This is a genomic window from Falsiroseomonas selenitidurans, from assembly GCF_012103215.1.
Lineage (GTDB): Bacteria > Pseudomonadota > Alphaproteobacteria > Acetobacterales > Acetobacteraceae > Falsiroseomonas > Falsiroseomonas selenitidurans.
Map to the genome: position 1 here is coordinate 42,142 of NZ_JAAVNE010000017.1, position 23,319 is coordinate 65,460.

Annotated in this window: 25 protein-coding genes; all 25 read left to right on the forward strand. The window is 69.4% G+C overall.

The annotated features are described in order from the left end of the window. The first annotated feature begins 73 nt into the window (after window positions 1–73). The 25 genes from HEQ75_RS12205 (at window position 74) to HEQ75_RS12325 (ending at window position 23,310) form a co-directional block, all read left to right on the forward strand. Window positions 74–1,501: a site-specific DNA-methyltransferase gene (locus tag HEQ75_RS12205; RefSeq protein WP_328733728.1), complete on the forward strand. Its 1,428-nt coding sequence runs from the start codon at window positions 74–76 to the stop codon at window positions 1,499–1,501. Then, on the forward strand, window positions 1,491–2,759 hold the full coding sequence (locus tag HEQ75_RS12210; protein ID WP_168030837.1) for a site-specific DNA-methyltransferase: 1,269 nt from the start codon (window positions 1,491–1,493) through the stop codon (window positions 2,757–2,759). The genes HEQ75_RS12205 and HEQ75_RS12210 overlap by 11 nt, the downstream gene beginning before the upstream one ends. Before the next feature lie 100 nt (window positions 2,760–2,859). Continuing rightward, entirely contained in the window at window positions 2,860–3,096 is a 237-nt protein-coding gene (locus HEQ75_RS12215) for a hypothetical protein (RefSeq protein WP_168030950.1), read from the forward strand. Between the two features lie 95 nt (window positions 3,097–3,191). Further along, window positions 3,192–4,049, forward strand: a complete 858-nt coding sequence (locus HEQ75_RS28245) for a DUF3489 domain-containing protein (RefSeq protein ID WP_235961542.1) — start codon at window positions 3,192–3,194, stop codon at window positions 4,047–4,049. 145 nt (window positions 4,050–4,194) lie between these two features. Next, a complete protein-coding gene (locus tag HEQ75_RS12225; protein ID WP_168030839.1) occupies window positions 4,195–4,395 on the forward strand; it encodes a hypothetical protein in 201 nt (66 codons plus the stop codon). Next, a complete protein-coding gene (locus HEQ75_RS12230) occupies window positions 4,395–4,676 on the forward strand; it encodes a hypothetical protein (protein ID WP_168030841.1) in 282 nt (93 codons plus the stop codon). Before HEQ75_RS12225 ends, HEQ75_RS12230 begins: the two co-directional genes overlap by 1 nt. A 78-nt stretch (window positions 4,677–4,754) precedes the next feature. Further along, complete coding sequence (locus HEQ75_RS12235; protein WP_168030843.1) at window positions 4,755–5,270, forward strand: MerR family transcriptional regulator; 516 nt, start codon at window positions 4,755–4,757, stop codon at window positions 5,268–5,270. Window positions 5,271–5,349: 79 nt separating this feature from the next. Further along, window positions 5,350–7,200 (forward strand): phage terminase large subunit family protein, encoded by a 1,851-nt coding sequence (locus tag HEQ75_RS12240; protein ID WP_328733735.1) that lies wholly within the window; start codon window positions 5,350–5,352, stop codon window positions 7,198–7,200. 13 nt (window positions 7,201–7,213) lie between these two features. Then, the gene (locus HEQ75_RS12245; protein WP_168030847.1) at window positions 7,214–7,450 is read left to right on the forward strand and encodes a phage head-tail joining protein; all 237 of its coding nucleotides are present in this window, start codon (window positions 7,214–7,216) and stop codon (window positions 7,448–7,450) included. Continuing rightward, window positions 7,450–8,943, forward strand: a complete 1,494-nt coding sequence (locus tag HEQ75_RS12250) for a phage portal protein (protein ID WP_168030849.1) — start codon at window positions 7,450–7,452, stop codon at window positions 8,941–8,943. Before HEQ75_RS12245 ends, HEQ75_RS12250 begins: the two co-directional genes overlap by 1 nt. Next, window positions 8,940–10,433 (forward strand): ubiquitin-activating E1 FCCH domain-containing protein, encoded by a 1,494-nt coding sequence (locus tag HEQ75_RS12255; protein WP_168030851.1) that lies wholly within the window; start codon window positions 8,940–8,942, stop codon window positions 10,431–10,433. The genes HEQ75_RS12250 and HEQ75_RS12255 overlap by 4 nt, the downstream gene beginning before the upstream one ends. A gap of 24 nt (window positions 10,434–10,457) precedes the next feature. Then, window positions 10,458–12,572: a prohead protease/major capsid protein fusion protein gene (locus HEQ75_RS12260; RefSeq protein ID WP_168030853.1), complete on the forward strand. Its 2,115-nt coding sequence runs from the start codon at window positions 10,458–10,460 to the stop codon at window positions 12,570–12,572. A 91-nt stretch (window positions 12,573–12,663) separates the two neighbouring features. After that, a complete protein-coding gene (locus HEQ75_RS12265; protein ID WP_168030855.1) occupies window positions 12,664–13,011 on the forward strand; it encodes a DUF2190 family protein in 348 nt (115 codons plus the stop codon). Further along, complete coding sequence (locus HEQ75_RS27845) at window positions 13,008–13,646, forward strand: structural protein (protein ID WP_209318514.1); 639 nt, start codon at window positions 13,008–13,010, stop codon at window positions 13,644–13,646. The genes HEQ75_RS12265 and HEQ75_RS27845 overlap by 4 nt, the downstream gene beginning before the upstream one ends. Beyond that, entirely contained in the window at window positions 13,643–13,951 is a 309-nt protein-coding gene (locus tag HEQ75_RS12275; RefSeq protein ID WP_168030857.1) for a head-tail joining protein, read from the forward strand. The genes HEQ75_RS27845 and HEQ75_RS12275 overlap by 4 nt, the downstream gene beginning before the upstream one ends. A gap of 10 nt (window positions 13,952–13,961) precedes the next feature. Continuing rightward, on the forward strand, window positions 13,962–14,261 hold the full coding sequence (locus tag HEQ75_RS12280) for a hypothetical protein (protein WP_092963389.1): 300 nt from the start codon (window positions 13,962–13,964) through the stop codon (window positions 14,259–14,261). Between the two features lie 3 nt (window positions 14,262–14,264). Next, a complete protein-coding gene (locus HEQ75_RS12285; protein ID WP_168030859.1) occupies window positions 14,265–14,990 on the forward strand; it encodes a DUF6441 family protein in 726 nt (241 codons plus the stop codon). Then, window positions 14,987–15,433 (forward strand): hypothetical protein, encoded by a 447-nt coding sequence (locus tag HEQ75_RS12290; protein WP_168030861.1) that lies wholly within the window; start codon window positions 14,987–14,989, stop codon window positions 15,431–15,433. Before HEQ75_RS12285 ends, HEQ75_RS12290 begins: the two co-directional genes overlap by 4 nt. Window positions 15,434–15,454: 21 nt before the next feature. After that, complete coding sequence (locus tag HEQ75_RS12295) at window positions 15,455–16,408, forward strand: phage tail tube protein (protein ID WP_168030863.1); 954 nt, start codon at window positions 15,455–15,457, stop codon at window positions 16,406–16,408. 207 nt (window positions 16,409–16,615) lie between these two features. Next, a complete protein-coding gene (locus tag HEQ75_RS12300) occupies window positions 16,616–17,128 on the forward strand; it encodes a hypothetical protein (protein WP_168030865.1) in 513 nt (170 codons plus the stop codon). Then, window positions 17,125–19,620, forward strand: a complete 2,496-nt coding sequence (locus tag HEQ75_RS12305; protein WP_168030867.1) for an N-6 DNA methylase — start codon at window positions 17,125–17,127, stop codon at window positions 19,618–19,620. The genes HEQ75_RS12300 and HEQ75_RS12305 overlap by 4 nt, the downstream gene beginning before the upstream one ends. Beyond that, window positions 19,620–20,117 carry a PIN domain-containing protein gene (locus HEQ75_RS12310; RefSeq protein WP_168030869.1) on the forward strand — a complete coding sequence of 166 codons (498 nt, stop codon included), beginning with the start codon at window positions 19,620–19,622 and terminating at the stop codon, window positions 20,115–20,117. The genes HEQ75_RS12305 and HEQ75_RS12310 overlap by 1 nt, the downstream gene beginning before the upstream one ends. 312 nt (window positions 20,118–20,429) lie before the next feature. Next, window positions 20,430–20,807: a hypothetical protein gene (locus HEQ75_RS12315; protein WP_168030871.1), complete on the forward strand. Its 378-nt coding sequence runs from the start codon at window positions 20,430–20,432 to the stop codon at window positions 20,805–20,807. A gap of 164 nt (window positions 20,808–20,971) precedes the next feature. Beyond that, complete coding sequence (locus HEQ75_RS12320) at window positions 20,972–21,124, forward strand: hypothetical protein (protein WP_168030873.1); 153 nt, start codon at window positions 20,972–20,974, stop codon at window positions 21,122–21,124. Window positions 21,125–21,153: 29 nt separating this feature from the next. After that, window positions 21,154–23,310 carry a tape measure protein gene (locus HEQ75_RS12325; protein ID WP_168030875.1) on the forward strand — a complete coding sequence of 719 codons (2,157 nt, stop codon included), beginning with the start codon at window positions 21,154–21,156 and terminating at the stop codon, window positions 23,308–23,310. Window positions 23,311–23,319 lie beyond the last annotated feature (9 nt).

Below are 23,319 nucleotides of genomic sequence, written 5' to 3' on the forward strand. Positions count from 1 at the left end.
TTTGCACCCACTCCCAGATCCGGATGGTCCGATGACGCTCCCCTGGATGGCGGCGAAGATCCTGCTGCGCCCGGTGGCGGAGCTGCGCCCGCATGCCGGCAACGCCCGCGTGCACAGCGCCGAGCAGCTGGAGCAGATCAAGGCCAGCATGCTGGCCTTCGGCTTCACCAACCCGCTGCTGGTGGATGAGGACGGCGTGCTGATCGCGGGCCATGGTCGGCTCGAGGCGGCGTCCGCACTTGGCATGGCCAAGCTGCCGGTGATCGTGCTGCGGCACCTATCCGCGGCGCAGAAAGAGGCGCTGCGGCTCGCTGATAATCGCATCGCGGAGAACGCGACCTGGGACCAGGCGCTGCTGCGCGACGCGCTGGCCGCGGTGCAGGCGGCGGCGGAGATCGACCTCGGCGCGCTCGGCTTTTCGGCGGATGAGCTCGCGGACATCCTCGCGGCGGCTGGAGATGCCGTGTCCGAAGGCGACGCGCCCGAGGCCCTGTCCGCGGATTCCGCCCAGGGGGGCGGCGCGACTGGGGCGGCGGTGACGGAGGAAGGGCCGGCGGAGGATCCCGCCGACGCCGATCCGGAGCCGCCGCGCCAGGCCGTCACCCGCCCCGGCGACCTGTGGCTACTGGGCGAGCACCGCCTGCTCTGCGGCGACAGCACCGACGCCGCCACCGTGGCCCGCGTGATGGGACCAGAGCGCGCCGCGCTGCTGTTCACGTCGCCGCCCTACGGCAACCAACGCGACTACACCACCGGTGGCGGCACCGATTGGGATGCCCTGATGCAGGGCGTATTCCAGCATCTCGACGCGGTCATGCGGCCCGATGGTCAGGTGCTGGTGAACCTCGGCCTGATACACCGCGACAATGAATGGCAGCCCTATTGGGCGGCATGGCTCGACTGGATGCGCTCACGCGGCTGGCGGCGGTTCGGGCTCTACACCTGGGACCAGGGGCCTGGCCTGCCCGGCGACTGGAACGGCCGGCTCGCACCGGCCTTCGAGTTCGTCTTCCACTTCAATCGCCAGTCCCGGCAGGCCAACAAGATCGTCCCCTGCAAATGGGCCGGTACGCCGAACAAGGGCAGCGGGCTGCGTGCCGCCGACGGCACCATCTCCGAGTACCAGCACGCCGGCCTGCCGGTGCAGGACTTCCGGATCCCCGACAACGTGCTGCGCCTGACCCGCCACAAGGGCCGCGGCATCGAGACCGAGCACCCCGCGGTGTTTCCGGTGGTGCTGCCCGAGTTCCTGATGCGGACCTACACCGACGAGGGCGAGGTCGTGTTCGAGCCCTTCGGCGGCTCCGGCACCACCATCCTGGCGGGCCAGCGGACCGGACGGGCTGTGCGCGCGATCGAGCTGGCTCCGGCCTATGTCGACCTGGCGATTGCTCGCTGGCGGATGCTGCATCCGGACCTGTCGGTGACGCTGGCCGACGATGGGCGCGACTATGATGCCGTGGCCGCGGCGCGAATGGAGGTCACCGCGAATGCAGCTTGATCTCGTGGTGAGCAGCGTGCCGGTGGCAGCGCTGGTCCCCTACGCCGAGAACGCGCGCACCCACTCGCCGTCGCAGGTGGCGCAGATCGCCGCCTCCATCGCCGAGTTCGGCTTCGTGAATCCGGTGCTGGTGGACGCCGAGGGCGTGCTGATCGCCGGCCACGGCCGCGTCATGGCCGCGAAGCAGCTGGGCCTCGCCTCGGTGCCGGTGCTGCGGCTCGGCCATCTCTCTCCTGCGCAGGCGCGTGCACTCCGCCTGGCCGACAACCAGATTGCGCTGAACTCCGGCTGGGACGAGGCGCTGCTGGCCGCCGAGATCGCCCGCATCCGCGACGAGGCAGTCGTCGACCTCGACGTGCTCGGCTTCTCCGGCATGGAACTGGACCGGCTGCTCGCCGCTGCCGATGCCGGTCTCGGCGATGATGCCGATGACGCCCCGCCACCGCCCGTGGTGCCGGTCACCAGGACCGGCGACCTCTGGCGATGCGGCGAGCATCGCCTTCTCTGCGGCGACGCGACGAAGCTGGTCGACGTCCAGCGCGCCCTCGGCGCCGGCCACCTCGCGGACATGGGCTTCGTCGATCCGCCCTATAACGTGGCCTACGAGGGCGGCACGGCCGCCAAGATGACCATCGCCAATGACGCGCTCGGCGGCAGCTTTCCCGAGTTCCTGCGGCCGGCGCTGGCCAATCTGCTCTCGGTCACCAAGGGCGCCTGTTACGTCTGCATGTCCTCGTCCGAGTGGCCGACGTTGCATCGCGTCTGGCAGGAGGCGGGCGGCAAATGGTCCAGCACCATCATCTGGGCGAAGAACACCTTTGCCCTCGGCCGCGCCGACTACCACCAGCAGTTCGAGGCCATGCTCTACGGCTGGAAGGCTGGCGCGCAGCACTACTGGTGCGGTGCGCGCGACCAGGGAAACGTCTGGCACTTCGACAAGCCGGCCAGGAACGACCTCCATCCGACCATGAAGCCGGTGGCGCTGGTCGAGCGCGCCATCCGCAACAGCAGCAAGCCGCGCGATACCGTGCTGGACTGCTTCGGTGGCTCCGGCACCACCATGATCGCGGCCGAACGCACCGGGCGGCGGGCCGTGCTGCTGGAGATCGACCCGGCGTATGCCGATGTCATCGTACGGCGCTGGCAGGAGACCACCGGCGAGGCCGCCGTGCTGGAGGGTGATGATCGCATCTTTGCCGATGTCGCCGCGGCGCGCGGCATTGTCGATCATGATGTGATCCAGACCGCCGAAACATAGCAATCTCACGACGCTGCATCTTGCTTGGCTCGTGCGCTCCACAGCGCGAATGGTCCGTCACACGCAGAGCACCCCGCCCTGCACCACGACGGAGACCAGCATGACCGACCGCGAAGCCCGCGCCGCCCGCAACCAGGAACACAGCCTGGCCGCCTTCCTGGCGAAGAAGGCCGAATTCGATGCCCTTCTCGCGGAACTCCAGCAGGCCAGCGCAGACCATTTCGGCGCGGATCCCGACACGGTGCTTTGGGGCGAGGCGGCCTGGCTTTCGGACGCCACGGCGAAGCTGAAGGACATCGCGGACCAGCATTTCCGCCGCGGCGAATACGCCGCCTGACGCGGACCACTTCCGCACCGCCCCGACCGGCAGCGCCGGCGGGGCTCCCGGCAGTAGGGGCCGATGACCGGCACCCGGAACCGGAGACCACCATGATGACCAAGCTTTCCGACAGCCAGCGCGTGATTCTCAGCGCCGCCGCGCAGCACGAGATGGGGCTCGCCCGCGCGCCGAAGACCCTGCCGGCCGCCGCCCGCAACGCGGTCTTCCGCAGCCTGATCAAGAACAACCTGCTCACCGAGATCAACGCCCCGCGCGAGCATGTCGGGCTGGGCTGGCGCCAGGACGAGGACGGCACCTGGATCGTGGCGCGCATCACCGACGAGGGGCTCCGCGCCATCGGCATCGACCCGAACGAGGGCGACGCGGGGACCGGCGAGCCCGACTGCTCCGGCATCGAGGGCAGCGTGCCCGACACGGCGCCGACGGTGGCGCCCGGCACCACGCCGGGGGAAAGCCCCGCGCCCGCCGCCGAGCCCGCCCAGGCCGCGCCCCTGACGGAGGAGATCGCCATGCTCGACCAGGCCCTCGCGGCACGCGCCGCCACGCCCCGCGCCAGCCTGCGCGACATCGCCGCGGCGATCCTCGCCGCCTGGGATGACGAGGCGAACCGGGAGGGCGACATGATCGGCGCCCTGGACGCGCCGATGGAAGCCCTGCGCACCCTGCTCGCCGGCAAGCCCGCCCACACGCCGCGGGATCCGCGCGCGCCGCGCAAGCCGCGCGAGGGCACCAAGCAGGAGCAGGTGCTGGCGATGCTCCGGCGGCCTGAGGGCGCGACGGTCGCGCAGATCGCCGAGGCGACGGGCTGGGCGCAGCACACGGTGCGCGGGTTCTTCGCGGGGCTGAAGAAAAAGGGCCACGCGGTCGAGGTGAAGTCGCGCGAGCGGATGGTCGGCCCGAACAAGACGGGGGCGAAGGGCTCCTTCACCATCTACGCCCTGGCGGAGTGAAGCATCTCAGCCACTGCATCGAACATCATCGGAAGCGCCGGGGATCATCCAGATTCCCGGCGCCTTATCGAGTTGGCTGCGCTCCGACACAGCGCGAATCGTCCGTCACGCGCAGGGCATCCCGCCCCGCCAGACGGAGACGACGATGAGCACCACCATCCTCCCGCACCAGACTACCGAAGGCCCGCAGGACCGCGCCGCCTGGCAGCAGCTTCTCGCCACCGCGCCGCGCAGCACCGACAGCGTGGGCCGCGCGACGATCCAGGTCTGCACCGCCAGCGACGGGCGCGGGATCTTCGCCACGGTGGACTACGCCACCTGGCAGACCGAGAAGGAGGAGGGCTGATGCCCTCCGAGCGACGCTGGATCATCCTGGCGCAGGACGGCCGCCACGTGACGATGGGCCGCGCCGCACCGCCGAGTGAGGCGGAGATCGAAGCCGCCGCCGCTGCTCTCGCCGCACAGGGCCTCGCCGGCTGGCTCGCCACGTTGGACGGGAACTACTGGTCACGCCGCCGCGCGGCCCTGACGCCGGTGCAGATGCTCGGCGACGGCGCCACGCTGGACTGGTCCGCCGCCATCACCGCCTTTGAAGCCGCCCGCCAGCGCGCCCTTCGTCCCCTCTGAGAAGGCCGGCATCGCCATCACGCGCGGCGGCTTGCGGGCCCCCATCGCGGCTCCGCGATGGGAGGCAGAGTCGCCGCCATGCCGGAAATGACCGCCTCCACGCGCGAGGCCGCCCGTCGCCTCGGCGTCAGCGACACCGCCATCCACAAGGCCGAACGGGCCGGCCGGATTGCCCGCGAGCCGGACGGCCGGTGGGATATCGATAAGACCCGCCGCCGCCTGACCGAGACCGCCGATCCCGCCCGCTCGCCCCTGGCCAGCAGCGCGGGCGCCGAGGCCACGCCCTTCGCGCGTCTGAAGGTCGCGCAGCTCGCGCTCAAGGTGGAGGCGCAGCGCCTTTCGCTCGACGAGACCAAGCGCCGGCTGGTCGATGTCACCGAGGCCAATGCCGCGCTCGACGAGATCGGCAGCACGATGCGCGACGCGCTGCTGAACTGGCCCGCCCGCGTCTCCGGCCTGATCGCCGCCGAGATCAGCGTCGACCCGCATTTGCTGCAGACCATCCTGCAGAGCCACATCAACGACCTGCTGACGGAGGCGGCCGATCGCTTCGATCCCGCAGGCCTCGGAGGGGACCGGTCTCCGCAGCCGTGAGCATGTGCGCCGCCGTGTCGGCGCCATGCTCCGCCCGCCGCCGCAACTCACCGTCTCGGAATGGGCAGAGCGGCATCGCATGCTCGGCAGCCGCGCCTCCGCCGAACCCGGCCCCTGGCGCACGAGCCGCACACCGTATCTGAAGGACGTGATGGACGCGCTGTCCGCAGTGCATCCAGCCAGGCGCGTCGTGTTCATGAAGGGTGCGCAGGTCGGGGCGACGGAGAGCGGCAACAACTGGCTCGGCTACATCATGCACCACGTGCCGGCACCAGCACTGGCGGTGCAGCCGACCGTGGAACTGGCCAAGCGGTTTTCCAGGCAGCGCATCGACCCGCTGCTAGAGGAAACGCCGGCGCTGCGGGAGCGCGTGGCACCAGCCCGTGCGCGCGACAGCGGCAACACCATGCTGTCGAAGGAATTCCCCGGCGGCATCCTCGTGCTGACGGGCGCGAACAGCGCGGTCGGGCTTCGCTCCATGACGGCGCGGTTCCTGTTCCTCGATGAGGTGGATGCCTATCCCGGCGATGTCGCCGGCGAGGGCGATCCCATTGCTCTGGCCGAGGCCCGCGCCCGCACCTTCGGCTGGCGGCGCAAGGCCTTCCTCGTCAGCACGCCGACGATCGCGGGCCGCAGCAGGATCGAGCGAGAGTATCTTGCCTCCGACCAGCGGCGGTTCTTCGTGCCGTGCACCGAATGCGGTGAGATGCAGTGGCTGCGCTTCGAGCGGCTGATTTGGGAGAAGGGCGCGCCGGAGACGGCGCGGTACCACTGCACCGCCTGCGACCACCCGATGCACGAGCACGACAAGACCGCCATGCTCAGTGGCGGGGAATGGCGCGCGACGGCCGAGGGCCAGGATCCGCACACCATCGGCTTCCACATCTCGGCGCTCTACTCACCGGTGGGCTGGCTCTCCTGGGAGCAGATCGCCAGGGATTGGGAGGCCGCCCAGGGCAAGCCTGAGGACATCAAGACCTTCAAGAACACGGTCCTCGGCGAGACCTGGCAGGAACAGGGCGAGGCGCCGGATTGGGAGCGACTGGTCGAGCGCCGCGAGGACTTCGCCATGGGCGTCGTGCCGCCCGGTGCACTGGTTCTCACCGCCGGCGTGGACGTGCAGGACGACCGCCTGGAATGCGACGTCTGGGGCTGGGCGGAGGGCTTCTCCTCCTGGCTCGTCGATCACGTGGTGATCTCGGGCAGCCCGCGGGACCGCGAGCCCTGGGACGAACTGGCGAAGCTGCTGGCGCGCGACTGGCCCCGCCAGGGCGGTGGCGCGATGCGCATCGCCCGGCTCTGCGTCGACACCGGCGGCCGCGACACCGCCGCCGTCTATGGCCACCTGCGGCGGCTGCGGGATCCGCGCATCGCGCCGACCAAAGGCATCGAGGGCTGGAACCGCGCCCAACCGGTGCAGGGCCCCACCCCGGTGGATGCGCTGGTCAACGGCCAGAAGCTCCGCCGCGGCCTGAAACTCTGGACCGTCTCGGTCTCGACCTGGAAGGCCGATCTCTATCGCAGGCTCTGGCTCGGCCGCGGCGACGCGGAGGAGCTTCCACCCGGTTGGGTTCATCTGCCGCGCGCGATAGAGGTCGAATGGGTCAAGCAACTGGTCGCCGAGCAGCTGCGCACCACGAAGGATCGCCGCGGCTTCGCCCGGCAGGAATGGGCCAAGCTGCGCGAGCGGAACGAGGCGCTGGACTGCGCCGTGCTGGCGCGGGCCGCGCTCTGGCTGCTCGGTGCGGATCGGTATGGCGACCGCTTCTGGCAGCAGCTGCGGGACCAGATCGCCGATGCACCGCTGCTGCCGAGCGAAGTTCCCGCCGCTGGGAATGTCGCTCCTCAGTCGCCACCACCTGCGCCAGCCGCATCCCACACCCAGCGCGCGCGTGGTTGGCTGGCGCCGCGCAGGGGCTGGCTTCGTTGACAGGAGGACGTTCATGGATCCGACCGTCCTCGCCTGGGCGCTGGCACAGCCCGCTGGCACCCGCGCCGCCGTGCTGGCCGCCGCCTTCACCGGCGGCACCACACGCGTGACTTTCGACGGCCGCACGGTGGAGTACCGCTCACTGGATGAGCTCGGCCAGGCGCTGTCGGTGCTGCACGCCGCGGAGAACAGCGCCGCCCGCCGGCCCAACGTGACCTTCGCCAGCTTCTCGCGCGAGGGCAGCAGGTGATGGGGCGCCTTCGTGACGCCTGGCACGCGCTGCGCGGCTATGCCGCGGCGCAGGACAGCCGCGCCTTGAGCTGGGCGGCATCGGGCGGCAGCGCCACGGCCGAGGTCCGCGCCGCCGCGCCCACCGTCGCACGCCGCGCCCGCGATGCCGTCCGCAACGACCCGTATGCCGCCCGCATCGTCGATCTCTGGACCGGCAACGCGGTGGGTGCCGGCATCACCACCCGCTGGCCCGACAAACCGCACGCCGAGGCCTGGCGCCGCTGGTCCGACAGCACTGCCTGCGATGCCGAGGGGCGGCTCGACCTCTATGGCCTCCAGGCTCTGGTCATGCGTGCGGTGGTGGAGAGCGGGGAATGCTTCGTCCGCCTGCTGCCGGCGGACGTCACGCCGGCCAACCCGATCGGCCTGCGCCTGCAGGTGCTGGAAAGCGACCACCTCGACACGGCGCGGCAGGGCGTCATTGAGGGTGTCCCCACGCTGCAGGGCATCGGCCTCGGCGAGGCCGGGGAGCCGGTGGGCTACTGGCTGTACCGCGTGCATCCCGGCGCGTCCTGGGTTCTGCCGGGTGGTGCGACCTGGTTGAGCAGCCAGCGTGTTCCAGCCCGCGACGTTCTGCACGTCTACCGCAAGCGTCGGCCCGGCCAGCTGCGCGATGTCTCCTGGCTCGCCCCTGTCCTGACCCGCCTGCGCGACCTCGGCGATTACGAGGCCGCCCTGCTCATGAAGGCCAAGATCGAGGCCTGCCTGGCCGCAGTGGTGTCCGAGGATGGCGACGATGCCATAACCGGCCCGGCCTCGGGCCTGCTGCGCGATGCCCAGGGCCGCACGGTGGAGAGCTTCGAGCCGGGCATGATCCTGTATCGCCGCGGCATGGGATCCGTGGAGGTGGTGAATCCCTCCGGCGGCGGGTCACACGCGGCTTTCGCACGCCGTGCGCTGGAGGCGTCCGCGGTCGGCACCGGCCTGACCTACGACCAGGTCGCCGGTGACCTCACGCAGGCCAACTACTCCAGCCTGCGCGCCGGCAAGATCGAGTTCCGCCGGCTCTGCGAGCAGGTGCAGTACGGCATGCTGATCCCCATGCTGGTGCGGCCGATCGCGGACCGCTTCCATGCGCAGGGCGCGCTGCTTGGCCTGTGGGGGGCGGAGGTGCCGGACGGCCTATCGCACGTCCCGCCGGCGCACGAGATGATCGACCCGCTGAAGGACACCACCGCGCTGATCGCGCAGGTGCGGGCTGGCTTTGTGCCGCAGCCCGAGGCGGTCGGCGCCTTCGGCTATGACTTCCGCCAGGTGGTGGAGATGATCCGCGAGGCCAATGCCCTGCTCGATGAGGCTGGCCTCTCACTCGACAGCGATCCGCGCCGCGTCGCGAAGTCCGGCGCCGCGCAGGACGCGGCCCAGCTCGCCGCCATCGAAATCGCCGCCACCGGCGCTGCTTCGCCGCGTGCGGATGCGGGCGCTGCCCCCAATCCAGGAGCATCCCAATGATCGCAGGGGCCTACGACTGGACCGACGACATGCTCAAGATCAAGAGCATGCAGAAGAAGTTCCGTGACAGCTTCAACGGCACCGAGATCAATCCGGCCCGCTGGGAGATCGCGGCGACCGGCGGCGGCATCACGCACACCGTGGCGGATGGCGCGGTTTCCATCTCGACCGGCACGACGCTCGACGATGAGCTGACTCTCACCAGCCGCACCACCTTCACCATCCCGCTCCGGGTCATGGTGGCGGTGAATATGAGCCAGCGCATCGTCGGCCAATCCGTCTGGCTCGAGCTGGTAAGCATCGATCCCACCACGGCGCAGCCAGACGGGCGCAGCGCCGCGGCCTGGCGGCTCGACGGCGCCAGCGCCACGCTCGCGAACTACGAAGTCCAGAGCGAGGGTGCGCCGCGCCTCGGCAGCACGTCCGGCAGCACCATTCCCACCACTGCGCCCGCGGGCTGGTCGGTGTTGGAGCTCGAGCCGACCAACGACGAATGCTACTTCCACGGGCGGCTGCTCGACACCACCGCGGCGCGGTCGAACTCCTATGTCCGCCACCAGCAGATCCCGGAGCCGAATGCGCTGTATCGCTTTCGGATCCGCGTGCGGAACCGGCAGTTCATCAGTGGTGTGTCGGCGGTGGCGAACAATGGCTCGGGCGCGGTGCGCATCACGCGCGCGGCGCATGGCTTTGCCACGAATGACACGGTGACGGTGGCGGACGTGTCGGGCGTGCCCGGGGCGAATGGGACCTTCACCATCACGGTGATCGACGCGAACAGCTTTGACTTGGTCGGTTCGACCTTCACCGGCGCCTATCTCAACACCGGCTGGGCGTCGGTCAGTCGCAACCTGGCGCCAGTCTCGAACACGGACATCAAGGTCCAGTTTGTCACCATCGCTGACTATGCCGAGCTGACGACGGAGATCACCGCCGGCCGCGGCCAGTCCGTCGCGGGCCAGGGGCTGGGTGTGAACGTGCTCAGCACCATCCCGCCGAGCGTCACGCCGGTGGGCGGCCAGGCGCGCAACACGAGCGGTGCGCTGCCGGTGCTGGCGGCCACCGGCTACTCGGCCAACCCGGTCGCGGTGACCACGGCGCGCGGTGTCGATCTGCTGGCGACGCTGATCGGCGCGCTGGTGACCAAGCCCTACGCGATCCCGGAGGCGGACTGGCAGTATGCCGCCGCCGCGGGCGGGATCATCAACACCACCGACGTGGTGCTTCGGGCGGCCGCGGCGGCCGGCATCCGGAACTACGTCACCTCGATCGATATCCGCAATGCCCACGCGACGGTCGCCACGGAGGTGGTCATCAAGGATGGCGCCACCGTGATCTGGCGGCAGCTGCTGCCAGCCGCGATGGCCTCTCCGGTGGAGATCACCTTTCCCACGCCCCTGCGCGGCACCGCGGCCACGGCGGTGAATGTCGCCTGCATCACCACCGGCGCGCAGGTCTACGTCAACGCGCAGGGCTTCGCCGCGCCGTAGCGACGCTGCCCAGGAGAACGCCTCATGACCGAGCCGATCGAACTGGGCGGGGACCTCCCCGCGCCGGAGCAGGAACCTGCGCCCGATCGACTGCCCACCGATGGGCAGTCGATCACCGCCTGTCGGGCGCTGGCTGCGCCCGTCACCGTCAATCGCGCGGCGCGCACCGTCGAGGTGGTGTGGTCCACCGGCGCACGGGCCCGCAACTTCGTGCCGCCCTATGGGCCGATCCTCGAAGAGCTCGACATGGCGCCCTCAGCGGTGCGCATGGATGCGCTCCGGTCTGGCCGCGCCCCGGTTCTCGACACCCATCGCCGCGCCGGCACGCGCGATGTTCTGGGTCGCGTCACCGCCGCTCGCCTCGAGGCCGGCCGCGGCTACGCCACGCTGCAATTCAGCGGCGCCGACGACGTGGAGCCGGTCTGGCAGCGCGTCGCTGACGGCACGCTGCAGTCTGTCAGCGTCGGCTACCGCGTGCACCGCTACGAGCCCCGGCCCGACGCCGCCACCGGCCAGACCATCCACCGCGCCGTGGATTGGGAGCCCTATGAAATCTCGATCGTGCCCGTCCCGGTGGATGGCCTGGCCGTGATCCGTGGCGAGGGGGACCAGGGCACCCCCGCCACCGCCATCGAACCCGCCCTGACCATCCCCGAGGACACACCCATGCCCGAGACGACGCCGGCTTCGCCGGATCCCGCGCCGGCGCCGCCCGCGCCGCCCACCATCCCGCACCAGGAGGTCCCCGTGACCACGACGCCCGCCAGCACCCCGCCCACCGTGCCGCCCGAGCCGACCCGCGCCATGCCGCCGGCCCCCGACATCGAGGTTATCCGCGCCGAGGCCGAGCGCGCCGCGGTCGAGCGCATCGCCGGCTATGAGCCGGTCCTCGCCGCCGCCCGTGGCCTGGTGACCGCCGACATGCTCGACACCATGCGCGAGGCCGCCATCCGCGACCGCGTCTCGCCCGAGGTGCTGCGCGGCCGGCTGTGGGAGGCCTTCACCAGCGGCGCCGCGCGCCCCTCCCTGCCGGCGCGACCGGACACCGGGCCCTCCAACGAGGATCCGTCGCAGCTCCTCGATGCCATGGCCGAGGCGCTCGCTGCCCGCACCATGCCCGGTTACCAGGCGACGGCCACAGGTCGGCACACTGAGTTTCTGGGCTGGCGGCCCTCCGACATGATCGGTGAACTGCTCCGCATCCGCGGGGAGCGCAACGTTCCGCGCAACCCGACCATCCTCGCCGAGCGCGCCTTCCACACCACCAGCGACTTCCCCGCGCTGCTCTCGGCCGCGGCCAACAAGATGCTGCTGGCGGCCTACGCGCCGGCGGCACCCACCTACCGGACCCTGTTCCTGCGGCGCGATTTCCGGGACTTCAAGCCGCATCGCCACCTGCGGGTCGGTGACTTCCCGACGCTGCTGCCACTGTCGGAGAACGGCGAGGTGCAGGCTGGCACCATGTCCGAGAGCCAGGAGCTCGTGTTCCTGCAGACCTTCGCGCGGCGCATCCGCGTGACGCGGCAGATGCTGGTCAACGACGATCTCGGCGCCTTCACCGACTTCGCCAGCATGATCGGCCGGCGCGTCGCGGACTTCGAGAACGCCACGGCCTATGCGCTCGTGAACAGCGCCGGCGGCGACGGTCCCACGCTCATCACCGGCGCGGCCGCGGTGTTCGGCACGGCGGCCGCGCGGGCCAACAAGGCGGGGGCCGGCACCGCGCTGGATCTTCCGAACCTGGCGCTGGGCCGTGCCGCGGTGATGCGCCAGAAGACCCTCGACGGCCTGCCCATCGCGGTCGGCGCGCAGATGCGGCTGCTGGTCGGGCCGAACCAGGAGCTTGCCGCGCGGCAGCTCACTGTCTCGGTGCAGGCGACGCAGACCAGCAACGCCAACGTCTATGCCGGCTTCGTGCAGCCGCTGGTCGAGCCGCTCATCCCGGCAAACCGCTGGTACCTGTTCTCCGACCCGATGGCGGCACCCGTCTACGTCTACGGCTACCTCAACGGCGCCGAGGGCCCGCAGGTCACCACCGGCAATGTCCAGGGCGTCGACGGTGTGGAGGTCAGCGTGATCTTCGACTTCGGTGTCGGCGCCATCGACTGGCGCGGCGCCTGGTTCAATCCGGGCACCTGATCACCTCCGCCACCCAACAGTCCATCCATCGTCAATCCACGCAGAGGGCGCCCCACCGGGCGCCTTCTGCGTTTCTGGAGACCTCATCCCCATGCGCAACTATGTGCAGCCGGGCGACAGCCTGGCGCTCGCCGTCCCCTATGCGGGCGGCGTCACCTCCGGCCAGGGCGTGCTGGTCGGCGCGCTCTTCGGCGTGGCCGCCGTCGATGGCGTGCAGAACGCCGTCATCGAATGCCAGACCAAGGGTGTGTTCGACATCACCAAGGAGCCGGCGCTGGCAATCACCGCCGGCGCTCGGCTTTTCTGGGACAACACCAACCGGCGCCTCACCACCACGGCCACCGGCAACTTCCAGGTGGGTCTCGCCACGGTGGCGGCGCTCGCCGCGGACACCACCGTCCGCGCCGTGCTGCTGCGTGTTCCGGCGGCCGGCGCATGAGCATCGATCCGAAGGCCACGCGGGGCTATCGCAACCGCAACCCGGGGAACATCGAGCACGTCCCGGCCAACAAGTGGCAGGGGCTGGCCGAGCCACCCTCGGATGGGCGCTTCTGCCGCTTCACCAGCCATGAATTCGGCATCCGCGCGCTGGCGGCCCTGCTGGTCACCTACCAGGACCGGCACAAGCTGCGCACGCCGCGGGCGATCATCGAGCGCTGGGCGCCGAAGGTGGAGAACGACACCGCCGCGTACATCGCGGTGGTGGCGCGGCGCATCGGCGTTGGGCCGGATGAGGCGATCGACCTGCATCGGCACGATCACCTGCGCCCCCTGGTTGAGGCGATCATCCACCACGAGTGCGCCGGGCTGACCTATCCGGCTGGCGTCATCAATCGCGCGCTGACCCTCGCGGGCGTTCCTCCGGCCGCGCCCGTGACGCTGCGGGAGGTAGCCGCCGTCACCGGCACCGGCCGCGGCGCCGTGCTGGTCGGCGCGGCGGGCATCGCCACCGCCGTGGCACAGGCCGCACCAGCGATCCAGGCGCTAGGCACGCTGGCGCCGGCCGTCGCCATCGCGGTCATCGCCGCCGCGGTGGTCGGCGTGCTCACCTGGCGGCTGCGGCGGCCAGCGTGAGCGCCTTCGCCGCGGCCATGGACGCGCTGGTCGCGGATCCGAACATCGGTGTGGATGCGATCTATCGCGCGGGAGGGACCGGTGCGCCGGTCCTGCTCCGCGTAGTCCGCTCGGCGCCGGACCGGTTGGGCGATGCCTTCGGCACGAGCGTGATCCAGGCCAGCGACGTGCTGACCGTGGTCATCGCCGTGCTGCCCGCCGTCGGCGCGGACGACACCTTCACGCTCGGCGCCGACACCCTGACCGTCCAGCACGCCGAGCGCGACGCCGCAGGCATCGCCTGGCGCGTCTTCTGCCGCCGATAGGAGCACCGCCATGATCGACCCCGAGCGCATCGGCGGCATTGTCGGCGAGGCGCTGCTTGCCGGCGCCCTAGGTGCGCTCGGGGCGATGGCCCGCTTCTCCTCCACCGACCGGCCGCTGCTGACCCGCGCCTATCTGCTGCACGCGCTGGCTGGCGGCAGCCTCGGCACCGGCGCCTGGCTGATTGCCCATGCCTTCGAGCTCGACGGCTGGTGGCTGTTCGCGGTGGCGTGGCTGGCGGGGACGCTGGGCTACGCCGCGCTGCACGACCTGCTGCTGCGTATCCTCAGCCGCAAATTCGGTGGGCGCTGATCCATGCGGCTCGGCGTCGCCATCGTCGGCGACCTCCGCAAGGTGCTGGCCGATGAGGTGAAGGCGGGCGAGCGCGCCGCCATGACCGCCATCCGTGCCGAGACCGACCAGGTGAAGGCCGAGCTGCGGCGGCAGGTCACCACGGCCTTCTCGGGGAACGCGCGCGGCATCGCCAATGCCTGGCGGTCGATCATCTTCCCACGGTCCGGGCAGTCGCTGCGGCCGGCCGGGCTGGTCTTCACCAAGGTCCCGAATGTGATCGACGCCTTCGAGCGCGGCGCGCTGATCCGGGCGAAGGGCGGCGGGAAGTTTCTGGCCATCCCGACCGGCTTCAATGCGGCGCGCGGACGCCGCGGGCGCGGTGAGAAGGGCATGCGCGTCACGCCGGCGCAGATGGTGGCGTCCGGCCAGGCCTTCCTGCGGCCCTTCAAGTCGGGACGGGGCTTCGTGTGGTGCCTGCCGCTGCGCCAGGGCGAGCAGACCGGGCGGCGGCGCAGGACGCGATTGGTGGCGGGCGGCGTGACAGAAGTCGGCACCGCCAATCGCAAGGGCCGCGAGGCCTGGGCGCGCGGCCTCCTGGAACAGGGGATGGTGCCGATGTTCCTGCTGCTGCCTCAGGTGAAGCTGGCCAAGCGGCTGGACGTGCGCGGCGCGGCTGAGCGTGGGCTGCGCCGCCTGCCGGGCCGTTTCGTCGCGACTTGGGCGCGTGAGAGCGGACGGGCAGCATGAGCGCGCGCGAGACCGCCATCGCCGCGCTGCACAGCCGGCTGGTCGCGTCGCTCGCCGTCCGGAACCCTGTACCGCTGGTGCTCCGCGGCGAGACGGTCCCGCAGCGCATCCCCGCTGGCGGGCTCGTCGTCGTCCGCGACGGCGAGACGGTGGAGGAGACGCCCATCCTCTCACCACTCGCCTGGCAGATCGAGCATCGCGCCGAGGTCGAGATCACGGTCGCGGGCGCAACGCCCGCCGTGCGCAACACCCTGCTCGATGCGATGCTCGTGGATATCGCTGCAGCAATCACCGCCAACCGCACCCTCGGCGGCGCCGTCGAATGGGCGCAGCCCGGCAGCGCGTCCTTCGAGGATGTCGAGTTCGAGGGCGCGGCCGCGGCCCGCGCCGCCGCCATCCCCGTCACCCTCTGGTTCACCGTCGCCGGCTCGCCGCTGGCCTGATCCCCCTCCAGGAGAAAGCCCATGCCCCGTGCCATCGGCGCGAACTGCCGCCTGCTCATGCTGCCAGAGACCGTCTACGGCACCGCGCCCGGCAGCAACTGGCGGCGCATGCCGTTCCTGTCGTGCGATCTCGGCGCCGAGCAGCCGCTGCTGGACGCCGATGTCATCGGCGTTGGCAGCAACCGGGATCCCGCCGCGCCCTTCCTCGACACGGTGACGGTCGCCGGCCAGGCCGTCGTGCCGGTCGATCTGATCAACATCGGGCACTGGCTGCGGCTGCTGCTCGGCGCACCCACCACCACCGGCACCACCAACTTCATCCACACCTTCGGCTCGGGCGCGGCCTCGCTGCCCAGCAACGCGATGGAGATCGGCTACCCGGACGTGCCGTCCTTCGACGTCTGCACCGGCGTCCGCGCCGATACGCTGGAGATGGACTTCACACCGACCGGCGCGGCCACCGCGACGTTCGGGCTGATGGGCCAGGGCTCGGTGCGCACGGGCGCCACGTCAGGTGGCACGCCGACCAGCTCGGCCTATACCGCGTTCAACAAGGCGCAGGGCTCCATCACACGCGGCGGCTCGGCCCTGGCGCAGGTCACCGGCGCGCGGCTCACCTACGCCAATGGCATGGAGGCAGTGCGCACCATCCGCGCCGATCGGCGCGTCGAGGGCGTGGATCCCGGCATCGCGCGCTGCACCGGCCAGATCACCGTGCGGTTCGAGAACACGACGCTGCTCGCGCAGGCGCAGGCTGGCACCTCGGCGGAGTTCGCGCTGGCCTTCACCATCGATGCGAACCGCAGCCTGACCATCACGCTGCACGAGGTCTATCTGGCACTGGCCAAGACCCCGATCGAGGGGCCGGCCGGAGTGGAGGCCAGCTTCGATTTCAGGGCGGCGTTTAACGCGACCGCAGCGCGGATGATGACCGCGGTGCTGCGCAATCAGCAGGCGGGGACAGAGTACGCGTGAGCCTGATGACCGCTTTGATGCGACGCTGGCCACTGCGATCGATCGCGCGAACAAATTTTTGGACACAATTCTGGAATGTTGCTGGCTGCATTGCCTGAGCATGGATCGCTACTCCCCTCAGCATCGATCCGACTGAGCTTTACGGAGAAGGTCGGGTATGATACCCGTTCTTTGGTTCGGGTATGGTGCCCATACTCTGGAGAGCCTGTGCGACTGATCAGATCTCGCGATGTCCCAGCCCTTACGGGGCTCACCGCCGATCAGCTGCGGGAGTGGACCGTCCGCCGCCGGCTGATCCAGCCAGACGAACCCGCCCAGAAGCGGGGTAGCGAGGCGAAGTTTTCCTGGCAGACCTTATTGGTGCTGCGGCTCGCCGTCGCGTTGCGGACCGGCTTCCACGTCGAGTTGCAGGCTCATCGCGAGCTTCTTGCTTCGGCGCGGAAACTGCTGGACGGCGCATCATTCCTGGGGCTCTGGGGAGGAACGCTCGCGATCTATGGATTGGCGCGGTGCGAACTGCTGAGCGCGCGCACGCCACCGGCTTCAGTGGAGGAGGACGCGATCCTCCTCCGTCTCAACCGTCACTTGGACGCCCTTTCACAAGGGCTAGGGTTTCCAGAGCCGGTCTCACAATTGTCTCTCTTCACGGCCGTCGGACTCAAGGGGGCGGGCGAGGGCGCGCCTGCCGAGTTCCGACGCGCCGAAGGTGCACGCTCATGAACGCGCTACTCTCCATCGAGACCGAGCTACGGCAGCTAGGCTACGCGTCCGAAGCAATCATCCGCGATTACACCTTCGCTGACGTCCTATCGGCGACTGGAGAGTCGCGTCGCGTGGATCTGGCGGCGTTCACTCAGGTGCCCGAATCCTACCGTTCGGCAGCCTTCGGGGTAGTCGTCGGAGAAGACGAGATTTCGCTGATCGACCGCCGGGCTCTGGGCGCGCCGATCCTGTTCTCGATCGGCCGGCAGGACATCGGTGTTTGGCGAGTCGTTGCCAAGGGCGCTCCTCGGCTGATCGAACGCGTCAGTTTGGATGCGATCCCAGAGCTGTTCCGTCGGAACGCAGAGCGCTGGCGTCCGCAGGCCGTACATCGCGCGAAAGCGCTGGGTCAGGCACAAACAGCTTATCAGCTTGATTTCGTCGACCTTGGTCTTCTTCCAGCCATTGAGCACGAAGTCGAGGGCAAGCTCGATCGCCTGCTGCGGCAAGTTGTCGAAGAGCTCATGGCAGGGCTGGATGGCGAGACAGAGGAAGCCGTTTTCCGCACGACGTTCCGGTTGCTCGCAGCGAAGATCTTGCTCGATCGCGAGCACCCAGCAGCGGTCATGTGGCGGGATGCATCCGTCACCAAGGTTTTGGCCGGCATTGAGAGCTATTATGGCCTTGGGCGGTTGCCGTCCGAGGCCCTGAGCGGAGTCCCGTATCCATCGCTGGAGACCGCTTGGCGAACACTCTCGCGAGCAATCAGCTTTCGGAACATCTCCTCGGACAGTCTGGCCTTCGTGTACGAAAACACGCTGGTCACGAAAGACACTCGCAGGCGCTTCGGAACGCATAGCACCCCGCGGCAGGTGGCCGAGTATGTTGTTGGTCGGCTCGACCTGAGTAATTTCGACCTCGATGGGCTCACCGTGTTCGAGCCGTTCACAGGTGCGGGCGCATTTCTTGTCGCGGCGCTCCGCCACATGCGGGATCTTCTGCCCGAGGGGCTTTCGGCTGAGGAGAGGCACGCTTTTCTCGTTCCGCGCATCCGGGGCGCCGAAATTGATGCGTTCGCTTGCGAGGTGGCAACGCTCTCCTTGATCCTGGCGGACTACCCGAATGCCAATGGTTGGAAGATTTCCAACGAGGACCTATTCCGACCGGCGGTGCTCGCGCAGCAGATCGGATCGGCGAGGATCATGCTGTGCAACCCGCCCTGGGAGGACTTTGAAGCCGAGAAGCGTGCCGAGTATCCCGAAATGGCGACAAAGTCCTTCTCAAAACCAATGGCGGTCCTTCGAACCGTTCTGGAGGCAACGCCCGACGGAATTGGGTTTGTGCTACCGCAAGGCTTTCTTCGTCAGCAGCAATATAGTCAGATTCGGCAGATGATCGCTGATCGCTATCAACGTGTAGAGCTGACTTCGCTTCCGGACCGTATTTTCCAGCGGGCGGGTTTTGAGGCAGCAGTTCTGATTGCCAGTGATCGTCGCGTCGACCTTGAGCAGCGGACAGTTCATTTGGTGTCTAGTGTCGTCTCTGACCGAGGTCGTGCCGACTTTCTGGCGACCGGGAAGCTGACTACCGAGCGGCGTAGAACAAAAGATATCTACTCGGGCGACCTGTGGATTGGAGAACTCGACGAACTATGGGAAACGATTGAGCGCTTTCCGCGATTGGGCGAGATGGCGGACGTCTACCGCGGACTAAAGTGGTGGCAGCAGGGCAGCGGGGTCTCGGAAGCGCCGCTAATGGGCTTCGCGCCAGGTGTGTTCAAGCCAGCAGATTCTCTGTTGCAGTATTGCGTTCGCAACACTGTCTATCTCAACATGCATCCAGATGCAGCGATGTTCCCTGGACCGCTGAGTCGACCGTGGGACAGGCCCAAAGTGCTGACGAACGCCGCTCGGCTTTCGCGGGGGCCGTGGCGGATGGCCGCGGCTTCCGATTTATCTGGCCTTGTTGCATCTCAGGGCTTCTTCGGGATTTGGCCCACGAGCGACAAGCTCCCTCTCGAGGCGTTGGAGGCCATCCTCAATGGACCACTCGCCAACGCCTTTCTCACAGAGCGCGCGTCCAATCAGCATTTCACCAATGAGTTGCTGAAGCTGCTCCCGATGCCCAAGAAGGCGCTCAACCGGGTGGTTGAGGCCGTAAAGCGCTATCGCGCGGCAGGCGGGGCTGCAGGTGCGGAAACACTTCGAGCCGCAGACACCGCCGAGATCCTGAACAGGCTTCTGATCGAAATCGATGCGGAGGTCCTAAGAGCCTATGACTTACCTCCGCGCCTGGAGCGACGTTTGCTCGAGTTCTTCCGTGGTCATGAACGCGAGCGCCGCGTTGACCATCCATTCCAAGGATGGCTGCCGGAGGACTTCACGGCGTACATGCCGCTGCACGAATTTCTGGGGCCCTTGGTGGAGAGCAACCGTGGATCGTGGGCGCTCGAGGCATTCACGCCGGCGCCGGAGGAAGAGGCGGGAATTCTGAGGCAGTACATCCACTGATGGACACGTATCTCCTCGACACCAACCTCGTATCAGTCCTCTACGACAGCGGTCGGCCAAATCACCAAGCGGTTCGCAGTGCGCTCGCTGCCCTAGACCCCAACTCCCCGCAGCTTGTCTCGGCGATTACGATTGGCGAGTTGCGCTTTGGTCTTGCTCTCTCCAGGTCCGCAGGCCGACCGCTGGCCCATATCGAAGCTTGCATCGAGCGAACTGAGGAGCATCCCTTGGCCGAGGTTGGTCGTCATACCGCCGAAGCTTTCGGATATGTGAAATCAAGCGTTGCGCTCCAACGTGTCGATATCCGGCGGCGTATTCCACGTTGGGTCGAAGCGTGGTCCGACCGGGTGACGGGGCAACTCCTACAGATTGACGAGAATGATCTGTGGATCGCTGCTCAGGCGGTGGAGCGAAATCTTGTAGTCGTGACATCAGATCCCGACTTCGCCCTCGTGATTGCACCGGCCGTGCGTGAGCTTCGTGTCCAGCTCGTGTAGCAACTATGTACGAATCTCACGTGAAACATAGCAACTTGATCTGACTGAGGGTTTGATCTCGCGTGGTGAGTGTCCCCCGGATCAAAGCTGTCGTCTGTGACACTACGCGGCTTTCGCCGAGTTCTGCCTTTCGCGCGGATGTGGGCATTGGCGTTTTGTCGAACCACCGGTTTCCCTGATGGGTGCGCTCCTTGTTGTAGGGGGTGACCCAGGCATCCAGATCGGCCTGCGGGCGCACCCTGGCTGACTCACTGCGAAGGCGCCGCCGTTTCGTCGGATGCCTTGCCGCAGTCCCCATAAACGGAGAACCCCATGCTCACCCTCGACCTCCCGGCCGGGCCGTACTGGCTCGACCTGCCGCGCGGCGTCCGCGTGGAAATCCGCCCCGTCACCACCGCTGTCATGGCCGCGGCTCAAGCCGGCTCCGCGCGTCGTCTCGGCGCGCTGCGGGCTGCCGAGGCCGATCTCGACCCCGACATGGCGCGTGGCCTGGCCTTCGCTTTCCTGGTCAAGGCGCTCGCCCGCCACGCCGTCACCTCCTGGGAGGGCGTCGGCGATGCCGCCGGCAAGCCGCTGCCGCTCTCCCCCGAAGCCGTCGAGCGCCTGATGGACATGGACGAGATGGCCGCCGCCTTCTGGGATCGCGCCACCGGCCCCGTCGCCGCAGTGGCCCTGGAGGGAAACGGCTAAGGGCCCGGGCCGAATGGCACTTCGGCCAGGGCCCTGACTACTGCCGCGGCTGCGCGGCCCTCGATCGCGACTGCGGCCTCGCCTGCCCCTACGCCGCGCAAGCCCCAGCCAGCGTTGAGGGTGCCGCGTGTTGGGCCGCCGGCACCACCTGCGCCGCGGCGACCATGGCAGGCCTCGACCTCGACATGCCGGCCGCGCTCGCCACCGCCCGCGAGATGGGCGCTTCCGGCTGGGCCGCGGCGGAACTGCTGCTCGCCATGCGCATGGGCCTCGCCGGCGGCAGCGCTGCGCGGCGCACTGATCCGCCCGGGCCCTGACCACCCGACCAACGCAGGAGGCGTGACGCATGGCGGATAGCACGCGCCGCGTCTCGGTTCGGCTGTCGCTGGATGACGCTGCCCGGGTAAAGCAGGAGCTGCGCGAGGTCGGCGAGACCGGCCAGCGGAGCCTGGAGCGCATCCAGGGCGGCGCCGATCGCGCCTCCCGCGCGCTCGACCTGCTCGACGTCGCCGTCCGCGGCGTGCAGATCGCCGGCCTCGCCGCCGGGCTGCGCGCCGTGGTCGTGGCCGGCGATGCGCTGACCCAGTCCATGGGCCGGCTGAACACCGCGCTGGGCTCTGTCGAGCGCGCCGGCGAGATCTACGACCGGCTGTATCGCGACAGCCTGCAGACCGGCGTCGCGGTGCGCGAGAGCGTCGACGCCTTCGCCCGCTTCTCGATCGCGGCGCGGGAGATCGGCGCGACCTCCGACCAGGTCGCCACGCTGGTCGGCGGCCTGCAGCGCATCGCCATCGCGTCGGGCGCCAGCCAGCAGGAGATTGCGTCCAGCACGCAGCAGCTGGCCCAGGCGCTGGCCTCGGGCACGCTGCAGGGCGATGAGTTGCGCTCGATCCTGGAAGGCCTGCCCACCCTGGCGCAGGCGCTGGCGCGCGAGCTCGGCGTCTCCATCGGGGAACTGCGCAAGCTCGGCTCCGAGGGCAAGCTCACCGCGGACACGGTCTTCCCCGCGCTGCTGCGCGCCGTCGAACGGCTGAATGGTGAGTTCGAGCGCGCGCCGCTCTCGGTCGGCCGCGCCTTCGGCCAGCTCACCGCCGCGGCGGATCAATTCCTGGCCCGGCTCGACCAGGCCATCGGCCTGTCCAATGCCCTGGCGCGCGCCCTGTCCGGGGCCGCCCGCGTGCTGGACGGCGTGCGCCGCGGCTCGGGCCTGCTGCTGCCCTCCGAGCAGGATGCCGACCGCCGCGCCCAGGCCGAAGCCCTGCGGGCCCAGATCGCCCGCCTCGAGGCGGAGAGCGACGGCCGCGACAGCCTGCGCTCCCAGCCCCGCCGCGGCAGCATCCAGGGCGGGCTGGTCGGCACCGCCCAGCAGCAGGCCGGCGTGGACCGCGCCGCCCGGCTGGAGGAACTGCGCCGGCAGTACCAGGAGCTGTCGGAGGAGATCACCCGCGGCGAGCAGGCCGCCGGCGAACGCCAGAGCACCGAGCAGGAGGCCGCCGCCGGCCAGGCCGCCGAGGCCCGCCGTCGCCGCACCGCCGCGGATGCCGAGGAACTGCGCAAGGCACTCGACGACCGCTTTCGGATCAACAGCGAGTACGAGGACCGCGTCCGCCGCCTGCGCGAGGCAGAAGCCGCAGGCGGCATCACCGCCGCCGACCGCACCCGCCTCGAAACCCTGGCGCTCCGCGAGCGCGACGAGGCGCTCCGTCGCATCGAGGGCACCACCCGCCGCGTGGCGTCCATCCCGCGCCCCGACCGCGAGGCCGAGCGCGAGATCAACGACATCATCCGCGAGCGCGAGCGGCTGATCCAGAACAACGAGAACGCCCAGGAGCGGTACACCCGCCGCCTAGAAACTCTGGGCCGGCTGGTGGAGCGTTCGGAGCGCATCGGCCGGCCCATTCCGGACGAGACCGTCTCGCGCGAGGCCAATGCCGCGCTGGAGGAGCTGGAGCGCAGCCAGCAGCGTGTGCAACAGGCCACGGAGCGCACCAGCAACACGGCGCGCGAACTCGGCCTGACATTCTCCTCCGCCTTCGAGGACGCGATCATCAAGGGCGAGAGTTTTTCCAAGGTGCTGCAGGGCATCCTGCAGGACATCGCCCGCATCGTGGTTCGCCGCACCATTACCGAGCCGCTCGGCACGGCGGTGACCTCCAGCCTGGCGGGCTTTGACTTCGGCTCGATCTTCTCGGGGATCGGCTCGGCGCTGGGCGGGCTGTTTCGCGCCGAGGGCGGGCCGGTGGCGGGTGGGCAGCCCTATATCGTGGGCGAGCGCGGGCCAGAATGGTTCGTGCCGAACCGCAGCGGCACGGTGCTGCCCAACGGCGTGGCGCCCGGCGGTCCGGTGATCAACCAGAGCATCACCATCGATGCGCGCGGCGCCGATGCCGGTGTCGAGGCGCGGCTGCGCGTGCTCTCGGCGCAGATCGTGCGCCAGGCCAGTGCGGCCACGCTCGACGCCATCCGCCGCGGCGGCAGCGCCACCTCCATTGTGCGGGGATAGCCAGGAGCG